General features: G+C 60.9%; 14 protein-coding genes. 5 read left to right on the top strand and 9 right to left on the bottom strand.

Annotation, left to right across the window (positions count from 1 at the left end; all coding sequences use genetic code 11):
- Positions 1-201: 201 nt before the first annotated feature.
- The 4 genes from DXB98_RS02085 to DXB98_RS02100 all read left to right on the top strand — a co-directional run bounded on the left by DXB98_RS02085 (position 202) and on the right by DXB98_RS02100 (position 4,412).
- Positions 202-1,323 carry a hypothetical protein gene (locus tag DXB98_RS02085; protein ID WP_117742981.1) on the top strand — a complete coding sequence of 374 codons (1,122 nt, stop codon included), beginning with the start codon at positions 202-204 and terminating at the stop codon, positions 1,321-1,323.
- 389 nt (positions 1,324-1,712) lie between these two features.
- Positions 1,713-2,078 (top strand): helix-turn-helix transcriptional regulator, encoded by a 366-nt coding sequence (locus tag DXB98_RS02090; RefSeq protein WP_233505061.1) that lies wholly within the window; start codon positions 1,713-1,715, stop codon positions 2,076-2,078.
- A gap of 62 nt (positions 2,079-2,140) precedes the next feature.
- Positions 2,141-2,359 carry a cation transporter gene (locus DXB98_RS02095; protein WP_117742982.1) on the top strand — a complete coding sequence of 73 codons (219 nt, stop codon included), beginning with the start codon at positions 2,141-2,143 and terminating at the stop codon, positions 2,357-2,359.
- A gap of 100 nt (positions 2,360-2,459) precedes the next feature.
- Positions 2,460-4,412, top strand: coding sequence for a heavy metal translocating P-type ATPase (locus DXB98_RS02100; RefSeq protein WP_199407096.1), 1,953 nt, complete (start codon positions 2,460-2,462; stop codon positions 4,410-4,412).
- A gap of 221 nt (positions 4,413-4,633) precedes the next feature.
- Here DXB98_RS02100 and DXB98_RS02105 read toward each other — a convergent pair whose 3' ends face one another.
- From DXB98_RS02105 to DXB98_RS02145, 9 genes are all read right to left on the bottom strand, one after another.
- Positions 4,634-5,011 (bottom strand): metal-dependent transcriptional regulator, encoded by a 378-nt coding sequence (locus DXB98_RS02105; protein ID WP_117742983.1) that lies wholly within the window; start codon positions 5,009-5,011, stop codon positions 4,634-4,636.
- 211 nt (positions 5,012-5,222) lie between these two features.
- Positions 5,223-5,993 carry a Cof-type HAD-IIB family hydrolase gene (locus DXB98_RS02110; RefSeq protein WP_117742984.1) on the bottom strand — a complete coding sequence of 257 codons (771 nt, stop codon included), beginning with the start codon at positions 5,991-5,993 and terminating at the stop codon, positions 5,223-5,225.
- Between the two features lie 6 nt (positions 5,994-5,999).
- Complete coding sequence (locus DXB98_RS02115) at positions 6,000-7,859, bottom strand: ABC-F family ATP-binding cassette domain-containing protein (RefSeq protein WP_117742985.1); 1,860 nt, start codon at positions 7,857-7,859, stop codon at positions 6,000-6,002.
- Between the two features lie 255 nt (positions 7,860-8,114).
- Positions 8,115-8,987, bottom strand: coding sequence for a phosphate ABC transporter ATP-binding protein PstB (gene pstB, locus DXB98_RS02120; RefSeq protein ID WP_199407097.1), 873 nt, complete (start codon positions 8,985-8,987; stop codon positions 8,115-8,117).
- Positions 8,984-9,910, bottom strand: coding sequence for a phosphate ABC transporter permease PstA (gene pstA / locus DXB98_RS02125; protein WP_199407098.1), 927 nt, complete (start codon positions 9,908-9,910; stop codon positions 8,984-8,986). The genes pstB and pstA overlap by 4 nt, the downstream gene beginning before the upstream one ends.
- A complete protein-coding gene (pstC, locus tag DXB98_RS02130; RefSeq protein ID WP_117742987.1) occupies positions 9,903-10,811 on the bottom strand; it encodes a phosphate ABC transporter permease subunit PstC in 909 nt (302 codons plus the stop codon). The genes pstA and pstC overlap by 8 nt, the downstream gene beginning before the upstream one ends.
- Before the next feature lie 25 nt (positions 10,812-10,836).
- On the bottom strand, positions 10,837-11,769 hold the full coding sequence (locus DXB98_RS02135; RefSeq protein ID WP_117742988.1) for a phosphate ABC transporter substrate-binding protein: 933 nt from the start codon (positions 11,767-11,769) through the stop codon (positions 10,837-10,839).
- A gap of 422 nt (positions 11,770-12,191) precedes the next feature.
- Positions 12,192-13,628, bottom strand: coding sequence for a M20 family metallopeptidase (locus DXB98_RS02140; protein ID WP_117742989.1), 1,437 nt, complete (start codon positions 13,626-13,628; stop codon positions 12,192-12,194).
- Between the two features lie 54 nt (positions 13,629-13,682).
- Complete coding sequence (locus tag DXB98_RS02145; RefSeq protein WP_233505062.1) at positions 13,683-14,345, bottom strand: HAD hydrolase-like protein; 663 nt, start codon at positions 14,343-14,345, stop codon at positions 13,683-13,685.
- A 156-nt stretch (positions 14,346-14,501) separates the two neighbouring features.
- On the opposite strand from DXB98_RS02145, the gene DXB98_RS02150 reads away from it, so the two are divergent.
- Positions 14,502-15,362, top strand: coding sequence for a DegV family protein (locus DXB98_RS02150; RefSeq protein ID WP_117742991.1), 861 nt, complete (start codon positions 14,502-14,504; stop codon positions 15,360-15,362).
- Positions 15,363-15,631: the final 269 nt, after the last annotated feature.

The following is a 15,631-nucleotide window of genomic DNA, read 5'->3' on the forward strand; positions in this document are numbered from 1 at the left end:
CCCCCCTCAATACGACAGCTCAAAAACCCACCGTTCGCAGAAGATAAGCCGCACCCCAATACCGTTGCCCGAAGTTTCGGGCGTATGTGGCGTCCGCTATGCCATCATGCGCGTATGGGAATCGTTCTGTCACATACCACGGCACGCGCTGTATACCAAACAGCCAACTCGCTCGCAAGCTACGCGACCGATCCCATACCTATGGAAAAGATCACGGCGTCTGCGCCGACCACGTCCGACCTGGAAGCGGCACGAGCATGGCTCAACAGAAAGAATGTCGATTCTGAAAGCATCCATGTGCTGACGTTTTCCAATAATTCCAAAAGGCACCGCAAGGGCTGCATCTGCCACTGCACGCGCTATACGTTTGATGCAGAAAGCTACCTAGAACTCGAGCCGAACGTCTTCATCGTCGATATCAAGCTGTGCGCGTTAGAAGCAACAGCCGACCTCAACCTTTCGGAGCTCGTTGAGTATTACTTTGAAATCTGCGGCTCCTACGCGCTTGAAACGTCCAACGAAACTCAATATCGCGAGCGCCCGGCCCTAACCAGCGTTGAAGAGCTCAGAGCCTTCTTTTCAAAGGCGTCGGGGTATCGTGGATCTAATAAAGCCCTTAAGGCACTTTCTTATGTACGCGAAGGCTGTCGCTCCCCACTCGAAACGGCGTTTGTCATGATGCTGACGATGCCCAAGTCAATGGGTGGCTTAGCCATACGCGCTATCAAAACGGATTATCCGATTCCAGTCCCCAAAAGATACGCCGCCCTAACGCGACGGACGGTTTTCTACCTCGACGCGCTACTCGAGAATTCGATGACCGATATCGAATACAACGGCTTTTACCACGACGAGCCCGAGCAGCAATCAATTGACGAGGAACGCCGCAACACGCTGCGAAACATGGGATATGCCGTTATCACAGTTAGTCGTCATTCGTTTTTCAAGCAGTCCGCTTTTAGACGGGTCATGGAAGCGATTCGCATTCGCGAGAAGATCTGGCCTGGTCGACTCCCGGATAACTTCGCCATCCTACAAGAAACTCTTCGTCAATTTGTCTTGCGGCGCTACTTCGAATACGGTCGCCGCGTCCTGGTGGCTCTCAAAGAAGAAGAGTCCGCCAAGCGCGAAATTGCAAGCCAATATCCGCAAGCTGATGACCCGAGCATCAACGATGTGCCCGAACCCGACGACATGCAACACGTCGGGGCCCTTGCTGAAGAAATCAATGGGCCTTGGGAATGCGACATGTCCGCAAAAATCGATGAAAACCGCACGGAAGACGACACGATTATTAATCTGATTGAGAATTCACTCTTCTAAAGTCGATCCCTGCGGATGTCCACCTACATTTTTCGACTTATTCGGCCGCCGATGTGCCGGATTTGCCGCAGCAATGCTCAATATAACTTTAGATAAAACTGATTCTGCAGGAACTCCCGTAGAGAAAGAACTGATTCTCACGATATTTAACAAGATTAAGTACAAATATGAACAGTTCTAATGCTTCTCGAGGCGGCTATCTTAGCATGCTGGCCGAACATCTCAAAATATGTTGGCGAGCATTGCGTCGATGCATCCCAACCCACAGAAAATCGCAGAGGCGGCAAGCAGCCATCGAAATTATCGCAAATTGTATTGACATATGAACATGCGCTCATATAATCGGAAGTAAGTTATATGAGCGCATGTTCATATGAAAGGATGCTGCAATGAGCGACCACGCTGATGAAACAAAGACTGACATCGAGGCCACCGAACCCGTGATCCCCACCACCTGCTCGCCCGAGGACCTTCCCGACGAGGAGTTGCTGTACGACTTGGCCGACCTGTTCAAGGTCTTCAGCGACACCACGCGCATCAAGATTCTCTATGCCCTCATGGGCCGCGAGCTCTGCGTAGCCGACATCGCCGAGGCGACCGCAACCTCGCAGTCGGCAGTATCGCACCAGCTGCGCACGCTTAAGCAGTCGCACCTGGTCAAGTTCCGCCGCGACGGCCGCAACATCCTCTACTCGCTTGCCGACGATCACGTCTACACCATGCTCAACCAGGGCATGAGCCATATCTGCGAATAGCAACCAACCACGGTACCAGCGCGGCCTGCACCCAAGCCGCAAAACAGGGAAAGGAACCCACCATGAAAAAGCAGTTTAAACTCGACGAGATCGACTGCGCCAACTGCGCACGCGAGCTTCAAGACGAGCTGGCCAAGCTCGAGGGCGTCAAATCCGTGTCCGTCAACTTTATGACCCAGAAGCTGACGCTCGAGGCCGATGACACCGAGTTCGACGAGGTGCTCAACCGCGTCGTGGAGTTTACGGCCGACGCCGAGCCGGACTGCGAGATCATTCTCTAGCCCAGGTTTACGCCAGCCTGCAAGGCCGCGCTTGCCGCGGCCTTTGCTCGCGAAATTATATGAGCGAGTGTTCATACATTCAATTGGGAGGATACGAGTCATGGCCACTGCCGACCCCAAAAAGACAAAGAAGAAGCGCAAGAAAAAAGAGTCACTCGAGCATAAGCGCAACCGCATCCTGGTAGCGCTGGGCATTTTTGCCGTGGTGTACGCCCTCGATGAGCTTGGCACCCTCGCCGCCGCGTTCGGCACCCCGGGCGACATCTACGCCAGCTTTGTGCTGTTCCTCGTGCCGTTTTTGATTGCCGGCTACGACGTACTGCAAAAGGCATTCAATAACATCCGCCGCGGCAAGGCCTTCGACGAGAGCTTCCTCATGGCCGTCGCGACCATCGGCGCGTTTGCCATGGTGCTCTTCCCCGATACCGACCCGCACATGGCCGAAGGCGCCGCTGTCATGCTGTTCTACCAGGTCGGCGAGCTGTTCCAGGCATACGCCGTGGGCAAGAGCCGCAAGTCGATCAGCGCCATGATGGACATCGCGCCCGACTACGCTAACGTCGAGCAAGCCGACGGCACACTCGAACAGGTCTTTCCCGATGACATCGCCGTCGGCACCGTGATCGTGGTCAAGCCAGGCGAGCGCGTGCCTATCGACGGCATCATCGTCGAGGGCGAAACCCAGCTCGACACCGCCGCGCTCACGGGTGAGTCGGTCCCCCGCCCCGCCAAGTCCGGCGACGACATCATCAGTGGCTTCATCAACATGACGGGCCTCATCCACGTGCGCACCACCAAGCCTTTTGGCGAGTCCACCGTCGCACGCGTCCTGGAGCTCGTGGAAAATGCCAGCGAAAAGAAGGCACGCACCGAGAACTTCATCACGCGCTTTGCCCGCGTCTACACCCCCGCCGTCACCGGCGCGGCCGTGGTGCTCGCCCTTGGCGGCGGCCTGGTCACCGGTGCCTGGTCCGACTGGATTCTGCGCGGCCTGACCTTCCTGGTCGTCAGCTGCCCGTGCGCGTTGGTGATCTGCGTGCCGCTCAGTTTCTTTGGCGGCATCGGCGGCGCCTCCAAGCTGGGCGTTCTCATCAAGGGTTCTAACTACCTCGAGACACTCGCCGACGTGGACACCGTCGTCTTTGACAAGACGGGCACCCTCACCAACGGCACGTTCTCGGTGGTCGCGGTGCACCCCGAGGCTGGCTATACCGAGCAGTCGTTGCTCGAGGTCGCAGCCCTTGCGGAGTCTTTCTCCGATCACCCCATCGCGCAGTCCGTGCGCGTCGCCTACCAGGGCGAGGTCGACCCCAAGCGCGTGAGCGACTCCGCCAACGACGCGGGCCACGGTGTGATGGCAACCATCGACGGCAAGCACGTCGTCGTTGGCAACGCAAAGATGCTCGCCGCGGCCGGAGTCGAAGCGCCCGATTGCGAGGTCATCGGAACGATCCTGCATGTGCTCGTTGACGGCGTGTACGCCGGCCACATCGTGATTGCAGACACCGTTAAGGTCGATGCCGAGCAGACGATCCGCGACCTGCACGCCGCCGGCGTCAAGCGCACCGTTATGCTCACGGGCGACCGCGAGGAAGTGGCTGCTGCGGTGGCCAAGCAGCTCGGCCTCGACGAGTTCCATGCGCAACTGCTGCCGGGCGATAAGGTCGAGCGTGTTGAAGCGCTGCTCGCGGCCGAAAGCGGCAAGGGCAAACTCGCCTTTGTCGGCGACGGCATCAACGATGCGCCTGTGCTTACGCGCGCCGATGTGGGCATTGCCATGGGCGCCATGGGCTCCGACGCTGCGATTGAGGCCGCCGACGTGGTGCTCATGGACGACAAACCGTCCAACATTTCCCGCGCGATCCGTGTGGCGCGCAAGACCATGACGATTGTTTGGCAGAACATCATCTTTGCGCTGGGCGTTAAGCTGCTGATTCTGGTGCTGGCAGCGCTGGGCATCGCCAATATGTGGCTTGCCGTGTTCGGCGACGTAGGCGTGGCGATCATCGCCATCCTGAACGCCATGCGCGCGATGGGGGTCAAGAACCTGTAGCACTCGTGATCCCTCCGGCCGGGGCCGGGCTTGGTTTTGAAAACGTCCTCGCGCATGAGGCCCGTCTTTCCTGCTCCTGCGGAGCAACGGAAAGGCGGGCCTCGCGCTGCGGAATGTTTTCAAAACCAAGCCCGGCCCCGGCCTGCGGTGACGTTGTTGGCGGTTCTTGGGCATCGCTTGCTGGCGGGGTTCCTTGTCTGAGTTGGACTTAGTTGGTGGGGTTACTGGTCCCGGTCGCCGTCCCGTCCCAACATCGCCCTCAGCTTCTCGAAGCTCTCCTCACTCAGGCAGTGCTCCATGTGGCAACCCTCTTGCGACGCGACATCCGCCGAAACACCGGCTTCCTCGAGCAACCGCACGAAAAAGCAGTGGCGCTCCCACATTTGGCGAGCGACCTCCAGACCACGTTCCGTCAGATGAACGTCGCGCTTGCCCATTTCGACATAGCCGCTGTTTTCCAGCGTCGCCATGGCTTTAGAGACGCTCGCCTTGGTCACGCCCAGGTATTCGGCGACGTCGATTGAGCGCACCGTGCCTTGGCGCTCCGAGAGCACATAAATAGATTCGAGATAGTCTTCTCCAGATTCACGTAGGGCCATGGGCCGCCTTTCGCGATGATCGTTAGTTAGCCTTTGGATACTTTCCTTGGCTTACTTTACCGTAAAAGTTGCCCATGTCTTACTACGTTGTTTAAAAAGTTAGCCGTGTTTCACAAAACGCGCCAGGCGAACACAACATGGGGACACGCCCCGCAAGGAGTGTCCCCAGCTGCCGGCAGAAAAGGAACGTCCCCAAGTGCTGAATCCTCAGCTATAGCAGGCCAAAGTGCTTTGCGGCGTTGTAGATCCCATCGTCGTCCACGGCGGTCGTCACGTAGGTCGCCGCGGCCTTCACGGTGTCCTGCGCGTTGCCCATGGCCACACTCGTGCCCACGGCGGCAAACATCGACAGGTCGTTCTCGCCGTCGCCAAAGGCGATTGCCTCGCTCGCGTCGATGCCCAGGCGCTCCAGCGTTGCCGCCACGCCCAGGTCCTTGCCGCCGTTAGCGGGAATAATGTCGCAGAACAGATCGCACCAGCGCGTGGTGAGCGAATGCGACACGGCGTCGGTCACGATATGCTCGTCGGTAGGGTCCACAAAGGCGCAGAACTGGTAAACCGGCGCATCGAAGGCGTGCTCAAACGGCTCCTCGTGGTAGACGATTCCCGCGTTGCTGCCTGCCGTCACCACGCGCTCGGACAGGCGGTTCACAAACGAATTCTCGCCCTGCATGCACAGCGAGTCATAGCGCCCCTGCGCCACCTGGTCCACAATCACCGCAACGTCGTCCGGGTCAATCGGGCAGCTGCGGTATACGCCCTTGGCATCAAAGCAGTGCTGGCCCGAGAGCGTAATGTACGCATCCCAGCCCAGGTCGAATAGCCAATCGGGCATCTGATAGGTCGGGCGGCCCGTGGCGATCACGCACGCAATCCCCTGCCCGCGAAAGCTGTCGAGCACCTGCTGCGCCGACGCCGGAATCCGGTGCGTCTTAAAACTCAGCAGCGTGCCGTCGATATCGAAAAATGCGGCCTTGATCATCCTCGCCTACTCCTCGCCCTCGAGCTTTTCACTCGCCTCGAGCCACGCCATCTCCAGCTCGTCCATGGCGGCGTGGGCCTCGTCGATCTTTGCCTGCTGCTCGCCCAGCGCCGTGTAGTTGGTGGGATCGACCTGGGCCATCGCGGCCTCGGCCTCCTCCACGCGAGCGCGCTGTGTTTCCATCTTGCGCTCGAGCGAGCTCACCTCGCGGCGGAGCTTCTGGCGCTCGGCGTTGGAAAGGCCGTTGGGCTGCCCGCTCGTCTTGGGCTTTTCGCCCGCAACCGCCGCGGCACCGGTGTCGAACGTGCCGGTCTTGGCACTCGGTGCGCCCACGGGCTCGCCATCGGCAGTAGCGTTGCACAGGCGCAGGTACTGGTCCACGCCGCCGGGCATATGCGTCAGGTGACCATCGAGCAGCGCCCACTGCTGGTCGGTCACGCGCTCCATCAAAAAGCGGTCGTGCGTCACCAGGATCAGCGTGCCGGGCCAGCCGTCGAGCAGGTCCTCGACAATCGCCAGCATGTCGGTATCCAAGTCGTTGCCCGGCTCGTCCAGGATAAGCACATTGGGCTCGTCCAGGATCGTCAGCAACAGTGACAGGCGACGGCGCTGGCCGCCCGAAAGATCGCCGATGCGGCTCCAGAGCTGCTGGGTCGTAAAGCCCAAGCGCTCGCAGAGCTTCTCGGGCGAGGTCTCCTTGCCGTCGATGACGTAGTACCTTTTGTAGTTGCTGAGCACTTCGCGGATCGTGTCGCCCATGAAGGGCTCGAGCTCCTCGAGCTGCTGCGACAGCACGCCAAAGCGCACTGTCTGGCCAATCTTCACGCGGCCGCGCGTGGGCGCAATTTTGCCCTGGATCACATCAAGCAGCGTCGACTTGCCAGCGCCATTCTCGCCCAAAAGACCATAGCGGTCGCCCGCACCAATGAACCAGGTCACGTCGGAGAGTACCTGCTTGGGCGCGCCATCGACATCCGCATAGCCGGCGTCCACGTCGACCACATCGATAACCTGCTTGCCTAGGCGGCTCACGGCGAGGCGCTTGAGCTCCAGCTCGTCACGCACGGGCGGCACGTCGGCGATCAGCTCGCGAGCGGCATCCACGCGAAACTTGGGCTTGGTGGAACGAGCCTGGGCACCGCGGCTCAGCCACGCGAGCTCCTTGCGCGCCATGTTGCGACGGCGCTCCTCGGTAACGGCGGCCATGCGGTCGCGCTCCACGCGCTGCAGGATGTATGCCGAATAGCCGCCCTCGAAGGGATCGACCTGGCCGTCGTGGACCTCCCACATGCTGGTGCAGACCTCGTCCAAGAACCAGCGGTCGTGCGTGACCACGAGCATGGCACCCTGGCCGCGCTGCCAGCGGGCCTTTAAGTGACGCGCGAGCCAGTTGATGGTGCGCATATCCAGGTGGTTGGTGGGCTCGTCGAGCATGAGCACGTCGTAATCGCCGATCAGCAAGCGCGCGAGGTCCACGCGACGGCGCTGACCGCCCGAGAGCTCGCCCACCGTGCCCTCCCAGGGCACATCGCTGATGAGGCCGGCGAGGATCTGGCGCGTGCGGGGGCTCGACGCCCACTCGTACTCGGGGGCGTCGCCCACAACGGCATGATGCACGGTATCAGTATCGACCAGGTCGTCCTTTTGGCCGAGCAGGCCGATCGTGGTGCCGCGGCGATGCGTCACGCGGCCGTCGTCGGGCTCCAGCGTGCTGGCGAGCACGCTCAGCAGCGTCGACTTGCCGTCGCCGTTTTTGCCGACGATACCAATGCGGTCGCCCTCGCCCACGCCGAGCGTCACGCTATCGAAAATATGCTTGGTGGGAAACTCTAGGCTGACGGAATCGCATCCCAAAAGAATCGCCATATGCCCTGCTCCTTCGTAGAAATTCAACGTTGTCCATGATAGCGAAAACCACCACAAAGGGGACAGGCACCTTCGTGGTGGTTTTGGGCAGGCGCCTCGTTATTCGAAAAACCACCACGAAGGTGCCTGTCCCCTTTGTGGTGGTCGATTCGGTCGCAGAGCAAAAAGGCGGGCCATCTCGCAAAAGAGATGACCCGCCTCTCCAATCAGTCCCGCGGCAACCGTGGCCGCCGCGGGCCTCAAGCATGTCCCGGACTAGGAGAACATGCCGGTGAGGTAATCATTCAGCCGCTTATCTTTGGGCCGTTGAAAAATCTCGTCAGTCTCGTCGTACTCGACCATATCGCCCATGTAGAAGAACGCCGTGCGGTTGGACACGCGCGACGCCTGCTCCATGTTGTGCGTCACGATGACGATGGCGCGCTCGGCCACAATCGACGACATAAGGTCCTCGATCGCCAGCGTCGAGATGGGGTCGAGCGCCGAGCAGGGCTCGTCGAACAAAATCACGTCGGGGTTGAGTGCCAGCGTGCGCGCGATGCACAGACGCTGCTGCTGGCCGCCCGAAAGCGCGCAGGCGCTCTTGTCGAGCTTGTCCTTGACCTCGTCCCACAGCGCCGCACCGCGCAGGCTTTCCTCGACCATGCGATCAAGCTCGTCGCGGTCGGTAATGCCGTGACGCTTTGGCGCAAACGTGATGTTGTCGCGAATGGACTTGCGGAAAGGGTTGGGCTGCTGGAACACCATGCCAATGGAGCGACGCAGCTCGTACGTGTTCTCGGTCCTGGTGTTCACATTGCGTCCGCGGTAGTTAATCTCGCCCTCCACGCGGCAGCCGCGAATCTCGCGGTTCATAAGGTTGAGGCTGCGCAAAAAGGTCGACTTACCGCAGCCCGAAGGCCCGATGAGTGCCGTGATCTCGCCCTTGTGAAACTCGAGCGACGTATTGTGCAGGGCATGGTGGTCGCCATAGTACACGTTGACGTCCTTAGTGGAGAGCACGACCTCGTCGCTCACGGCCTTGCCGCTCACGCGCACGCGCTTCTCGCTCTCCCCCACGCTCGACAAAAAGTCCTGGGTCTCGGACGATGCCGCTTCGGTTGCGGGCGTTACACCCATCTCGCTCATTCGGCCGTCATCCTCCTTGCCAGTTGCTTGCCCACGATACGGGCGACTACGTTAAACAGCAGCACGCAAATCATCAGCAGCGCCGCGGTGCCCCAGACGATCTGCTGGGCCTCGGGGCTGCCCTCGCCATAGATCTTGTAGATATGCACGGCGAGCGACTCGCCAGGGCGGAACACGTTCCAGGCACAGGTGGGGCTCGACAGGTTAAAGCTCAAGAAGTTCAGGCGAACCGGCGAGCTCATACCCGAGGTAAAGAGCAGTGCTGCGGCCTCGCCAAACACACGGCCGGCCGAAAGCACGATGCCGGTCACGATGGCGGGCATGGCCTCGGGAATCAGGATGTGCAGCGTGGCCTCCCAGCGGGTAAGGCCCATGGCCAGGCATGCATCGCGCTGGGCCTGTGGCACGTCCTCGAGCGCCTGCTGGATCACGCGCACCAGGATGGGGATATTGAACATGGTGAGCGCGACAGCACCGGAGATGATGGAGTACTTCCAGCCCAGCTGCACCGAGAACACCAGAAAGCCGAACATGCCGACGACGATGGAAGGCAGCGAGGACAGCGTCTCGATGGCGGTAGAGGCGATGTCGCGGATAGGGCCGTTCGGCGCGTACTCAACCAGGAAGACCGCTCCGCCCAGGCTGATGGGCACCGAGATACCTAAGGTGATCAGCAGCAGGTAGAACGAGTCGAACAGCTGGTAGAGCACGCCGCCCTGGGTTCCGTTGGCGCGCGCGGGCTGCGTGAGGAAACCCGGCTGGAACAACGTCGAGATACCCTCGAACAGGATGTAGGCCACCATGGAGACGACGATGAGCATGACGATGGCGACGATTGCCGTCAGCACGCCCGTGGCGATGCGGTCCTGCTTTTGGACACGCCCGAGCCTTGCCTCGTCGATGTGGATGCGCGTGCTAGCCACGAGCCTTCGCCCCCTTGCGGCCAATAAGGTGGATGATCAGGATAAAGATGAGGCTCATACCCATCAGCAGCAAACCGAGTGCCCACAGGATATCGTCCTGGGCCGAGCCCTCAGCATAGACCGCCATGGACGTGGTGAGCGTGGTGGTGATGGTCGACGCCGGCGACAGCAGTGTCGTCGGCATGGCCTCGATGCCGCCGATGACCATGCGCACGGCGAGCGTCTCGCCAAAGGCGCGGGTCATACCAAGGATGACCGCGGTCATGAGCGACGGCATGGCGGACTTGAGCACCACGTGCCAGATGGTCTGCCAGCGGGTGTAGCCCAGCGCGAGCGAGCCCTGGCGGTAGCTGTCGGGCACGGCGCGCAGTCCATCGACCGAAAGCGTGGTCATAGTCGGCAGAATCATGACGGCCAGCACAATGGCGCCGGGCAAGATGCCCAGGCCCGTGCTCACGTGGAAAACGCTCTTCATAAGGCCGACGACCACATGAAAGCCGATCAAGCCAAAGACGACCGAGGGGATACCGGTCAAAAGCTCAATAAGCGGCTGAAAGACCTTGGAGCCAAACTTAGGCTGAATCTCGACCGCAAAGATGGCAGAGCCGATGGCGATGGGCAGCGCGATAAGCGTGGAGAGCACCATGACCGCAAACGAGGTGACGATCAGGGGCAGGGCGCCGGTGTAGGGCAGGCCGTTTTCGGCCGTGTTGGCCAGGTCCCATTTAGTGCCGGTAAAGAACTCGACGATTGAAACGCCATCCTTAAGAAAAGCCGAGAGGCCCTTTTGGGCGACCATAAAGATGAGCGCGGCAACGACAAGCGTCACGAGCGCTACGCACGCGCCCGTGACGCCCATGCCCACGTTCTCAAGGTCGCGCTTTGGCAGCTGTTTTGCCATTGCAAACCTTTCCGGGGGCGATTGCTTATTTAGCAGAGACCTTGCCGCTGGCGTCCTTGACGACCTTCATGGCAGAGACGGGGATAAAGCCCTGCTCCTCGACGAGCTTACCCTGGACGTCGTCGGAAAGCATGAACTTCAGGAAGGCCTTGGTGGCATCGTCGGCGTCCTTCGCGCAGTACATGTGCTCGGTCGCCCAGATCTTGAAGGAGTCGTCAGTGACATTCTTGCTCTTGGGCTCGACGCCCTCCACCTTGATGGCGTTGAACTTGGAGTCATCGAAGTGCGAGAAGTCGAGGTAGGAGATGGCGTTGTCGGTGCTGCCCATCTGGGTCTGGACATCGCCGGACTTGTCGAGCTCGGCGTCGCCCTTAAAGTCGACGGCCTCGTCGCCAAAGACGGCGGCCTCGAAGGTGGCGCGGGTGCCGGAGCCGGCCTTGCGGTTGAGGACGACGATGGTGGCGTCATCGCCGCCGACCTCCTTCCAATTGGTGATCTGGCCGGAGAAGATGCCCTTGAGCTGCTCGAGGGACAGGTCGTCGACCGTCACGTTCTTGGAGACGACGGGACCCATGCCCACAACGGCGACCTCGTGGTCGACGAGGTTCTTGACCTGGTCGGCCTCGAGCTTGGTCTCGGCGAAGACATCGGAGTTACCGATGGTGACGGTGCCGGCGGCGACGGCGGTCAGGCCCTTGCCCGAACCGTTACCCGAGCCGGAGATGGAGACGTCCGGGTTGGCGTCCATGAACTTCTCGGCAGCAGCCTCGACGAGAGCCTGGAACGAAGAGGCGCCGTCGTAGGTCACCTCGCCGGAGACGGACTCGGCGGCGACGCTGCCCTTGGCGGTGTCAGCGGCATTGGAACCGCCGCAGCCAACGAGGCCGAGGCCGACGATGCTGGCAAGACCACCAGCGAGGCCGAGGAACTGACGACGAGAATAAGCCTGATCGAGCATGATCTTCCTTTCATACATGCGACTCGCGGGCACCCTGCCCGCTTTGCTGTTTGGAAAGATACGGCCCCGACCAGGCAGCGCCCGCGCCAACTGCGCTTTCTTACGGGCATTTGATAGACCCTTACCGCAAGCGCGGTTCAGCTTTACAAACAAATAACAAACCCGCCGACAAGCATGGTCCACCTTTTACAAGGTAGTCATTGGACGTTCTTGTTTGACTAGTCATTTAAGAACACCCAACGACTACCTTGGAAACCCCGCAGGTTGAGCATGAGTCAGCGAAAACGCCCCTAAGCGAGCAAGGTGACGTGAAAGAGGAGGGAAGCGTACTTTGGTACGCGACCGACGATTGAACGTCAGATTGCCGCTTAGGGGCGTTTGCAGCGTCGACCCGTTACGCGGTTTGGTAAAACCGCGTAACCTTAAAGTTCGAGTTCGTTGAGACGCAGGATCGCCACGATGTAGATCTTGAGCGCCTGCTTGAGCTGTTCTTCGTTGGCGCACTCGTTGGGGCCGTGCATCTGGCCACCCCATGCGGGCAGCTCCAGGCCGGTCTCCTCGGGGCCAAACGACACGGCGCGGGCAAAGTTGCGTGCGTACGTGCCACCGCCCATGGCAAAGGGTTCGGCATGCTTGCCGGTGAACTCGTTATAGGTATCGATAAGCGCCTTCACGGCCGGATCATCGGCAGAGACCGAGAACGGTACCTTGGCGCGGCCGACGCGATACGTCACGCCAAAGCGGCCCACGAGCGGCTCGAGCTGCCCACGGATGGTATCGGCGCTCGTGCTATCGGGGAAGCGCACGTCGATGACCTGCTCAATGTGGCCATCCGCCACGCGGATGACGCCGGGGTTGCACGTGAGCGGGCCAAACGCGGGGCTCGTCGCGTCGATACCCAGGCCGCGGCCATAGGCATCCGCATGTACAAAGGCCAGAAACTTGACAAACTCATGCTCGGCAGGCGTCAGCAAGCGCTCGTCGCGTGCGGCAAACGCGTCCTCGACCTCGCGCAGGTACGTCACGATCAGACCAACGGCGTTGATCGTCCCCTCGGGCATCGAAGCATGGCCACCGATACCGTGCGCGAAAATCTGGGCATGGCCGTTCTCGAGCGCCGTGATCTCTAGGCGGTCGGCGTTCTCAACGGGCGCCGGCAGCTCATCGGCGGCAATCGCAAGCTCGCAGATAGACTGCGACGGAATAGCGTTGCTCGCCTCGGCACCGCCCCAGAACACAATGCGCCCGCCGTCAATCTTGGAGCTCACGAACGTCACCCCAAACTGGCCCTTCTCGGCATTGCAGACCGGGAACTCGGCATCGGGCGTAAACAAAAAGTCGGGGTCTGCGTGGTTCTCCAGATAATGGTGAACGTCGGACATGCCCACTTCCTCATCGCAGCCCAGCAGGGCGCGGAAGGTATAGCGCGGGGTAATGCCGTGCTTGAGCAGATAGGCGCCGGCGTAGAGCGACAGTACCGCCGGACCCTTGTCGTCGATCACGCCGCGGCCGAGCAGCCAGCCCTCGCGACGCTCCATCGCAAACGGGTCGGTGTTCCAGCCCGGGCCGGCGGGCACCACGTCCACGTGGCAGATGGTCGCGAGCTGCTTGTCGCCGCGACCAGGGATATCGGCAATGCCCACATAGCCCTCGTCGTCGCTCGTCTGGTAGCCGAGGTTCTGTGCGATGCCGAGCGCGCAATCGAGCGCGTCACGGACCGGGCTGCCAAACGGCGCACCGGGCTCCGCATCGGCAGCAACGGCAACAGACGGGTAGCTCACCAGCCGCTCGATATCGGCGACGACGTCCTCCCAGACCTCGTCGACGTACTCGGCAACACTCTGCTCCACCTGATTCATGGACGACCTCCTTACCAATGAGCGGCGAGCACGCCCGCCCCTCACATTAAGTCCCTAGATAGCGAAAAGTTTAGCAAGCTCGGCCACCGAGTGCACCACCGCGTCTGCACCCGCCGCCTCGTGCTCGCCCGGCTCCGCCGCGCCCGAATAGATGCCGACGCACGGCACGCCCATTGCGTGCGCGCCCTCCACGTCGTTAAAGTGGTCGCCAACCATCACGGCATCGTCCGCGGTCGCGCCCAGGGCCGCCAGCGCATCGCGGACCGAATCCGCCTTGGTCTCGCGCCCCTGCGGCGGATTCATGCCGACCACGGCTTCGAACTGGCAAAGCCCCAGCTCATGCACCATGTCGATGCACTTCGCCTCCATACGAGAGGTCGCCACGGCCAAGCGATGTCCCTGAGCGGCAAGACCATCGAGCAGCGCGGGGATCCCATCGAACACGGGATACTCCTCCGGACCCAGCTCGTCAAAAAAGGCACGGTACTCGTCGGCCACCACGAGCGACTCCTCACGCGTAAAGCCGTAAAAGTCGTGGAAGCTCTTCCACAGGGGCGGCCCGATCATACGGCGCAGGTCACCCATCTGCGCCTCCGAAAACCCGCGCGCAGTCAGCGCCTTGCGCGTCGAGGTCATCACCGCCCGGCCCGTATCGGCCACCGTACCATCGAAATCAAACAGCACGACCGGCCGCCTGCATATCTCCAGTGCCCCCATCGGCATCCCTCTTCCCCAGTTGATGATTTCCACACCAACATTAAAAACTGTTGACTATTCAACAATTGAACCTAGCAATGCGGAACAACTCCACTATACTTGTCGCACTTTGCTCTCAGAAGGCGGCGCACAAGCGCCCCGACGAAAGGTGCAATTATGTCTTTTGCCATCATAACCGACTCCACGTCGGACATCTCCCCCGCCCGCGCCCAAGAACTCGGCATTTACGTGATTCCACTGCATGTGGTTATCGAAGGCGAGGATCTGCTCGACCAGATGCAGATTACCGCCGAGGAGTACATCGCCCGCATGGCCGACTCCGAGCAGTTGCCGCACACGTCGCAGCCGAGCGCCGGCGAGCTCAAGGCGCTCTTTGATCGCGTGCTCGCCGACGGCCATGGCAGCGCCATCTTTATCTCGCTATGCAGCGAGTGGTCCGCCTGCCATGCCAACGCATGTCTGGTAGCTGACGCCCATAAGCTCGACGTGCGCTGCGTCGACTCGCGCACCGGCTCGGGCGCTGAGGGCTTGCTGGTGGAATACGCGCTCGCCATGCGCGATGACGGCCGCAGCCTGGACGAGACCGAGGCGCAGATTCGCGCGACGCTGCCTGACGCCCACCTGTTACTGATTCCCCGCACGCTCGAGAACCTTGTTAAGAACGGCCGCGCGCCCAAGCTCGCCGGCCACCTCGCGCAGATGCTCAACATTCGCCTGGCCGTTTCGCCGGAGTGGAAATCGGGCGAGATCAAAGTCATCAAAAAGGGCCGCGGCGCCAAGCGCATCGTTGCCAACACCATGGCCGATTGCCTCGACTTTTTGGCCGAGCATCCGGGCGCGAGCGTACGCGTGCTCACAACCGGCGCCGTCGAAGAGCAAGAGCTCGTCAACCAGGCGCTCGCGGGCCAGGACTGCGTCGATGCGGGCACCGGTCCCATCGGCTGCACCATCGCCACCCACGTAGGCGTCGATGCCATCGCCATCAGCTACTGCCCCCGCTACCAACCTGCCAATTAGGGACAGGTTTATTTTGGCAGGTTTTATCTGGGCAAACGTTAAACGCTAAGAAAGGTCTGCCTAGCTAGACAGGACAAGCTGGGACAGTCGAACAGCCGAGGTACACCCAGCCACAGCAAAGCCATCACGCCGGCACGCCCCAACTTAAGGCGCGCCGGCATCTCTTTAGGAATGGCGGCGGTAAAGGGACCGTTTTAGTCGAAAGGCTGCGAATAGCTTCCCATTACGCCGCAACTCAATTGCCGCACAACTGCCCAATTGAGCCATTG

Origin of the sequence: Collinsella sp. OM07-12 (assembly GCF_003438275.1) — a bacterium.
Lineage (GTDB): Bacteria > Actinomycetota > Coriobacteriia > Coriobacteriales > Coriobacteriaceae > Collinsella.

Bases quoted from the DNA above. Each gene is read 5' to 3' on its own strand.
- DXB98_RS02085 (WP_117742981.1), top strand. From the start codon at position 202: ATGGAAAAGATCACGGCGTCTGCGCCGACCACGTCCGACCTGGAAGCG.
- DXB98_RS02090 (WP_233505061.1), top strand. From the start codon at position 1,713: ATGAGCGACCACGCTGATGAAACAAAGACTGACATCGAGGCCACCGAA.
- DXB98_RS02095 (WP_117742982.1), top strand. From the start codon at position 2,141: ATGAAAAAGCAGTTTAAACTCGACGAGATCGACTGCGCCAACTGCGCA.
- DXB98_RS02100 (WP_199407096.1), top strand. From the start codon at position 2,460: ATGGCCACTGCCGACCCCAAAAAGACAAAGAAGAAGCGCAAGAAAAAA.
- DXB98_RS02105 (WP_117742983.1), bottom strand. From the start codon at position 5,011: ATGGCCCTACGTGAATCTGGAGAAGACTATCTCGAATCTATTTATGTG.
- DXB98_RS02110 (WP_117742984.1), bottom strand. From the start codon at position 5,993: ATGATCAAGGCCGCATTTTTCGATATCGACGGCACGCTGCTGAGTTTT.
- DXB98_RS02115 (WP_117742985.1), bottom strand. From the start codon at position 7,859: ATGGCGATTCTTTTGGGATGCGATTCCGTCAGCCTAGAGTTTCCCACC.
- pstB (WP_199407097.1), bottom strand. From the start codon at position 8,987: ATGAGCGAGATGGGTGTAACGCCCGCAACCGAAGCGGCATCGTCCGAG.
- pstC (WP_117742987.1), bottom strand. From the start codon at position 10,811: ATGGCAAAACAGCTGCCAAAGCGCGACCTTGAGAACGTGGGCATGGGC.
- DXB98_RS02135 (WP_117742988.1), bottom strand. From the start codon at position 11,769: ATGCTCGATCAGGCTTATTCTCGTCGTCAGTTCCTCGGCCTCGCTGGT.
- DXB98_RS02140 (WP_117742989.1), bottom strand. From the start codon at position 13,628: ATGAATCAGGTGGAGCAGAGTGTTGCCGAGTACGTCGACGAGGTCTGG.
- DXB98_RS02145 (WP_233505062.1), bottom strand. From the start codon at position 14,345: ATGGGGGCACTGGAGATATGCAGGCGGCCGGTCGTGCTGTTTGATTTC.
- DXB98_RS02150 (WP_117742991.1), top strand. From the start codon at position 14,502: ATGTCTTTTGCCATCATAACCGACTCCACGTCGGACATCTCCCCCGCC.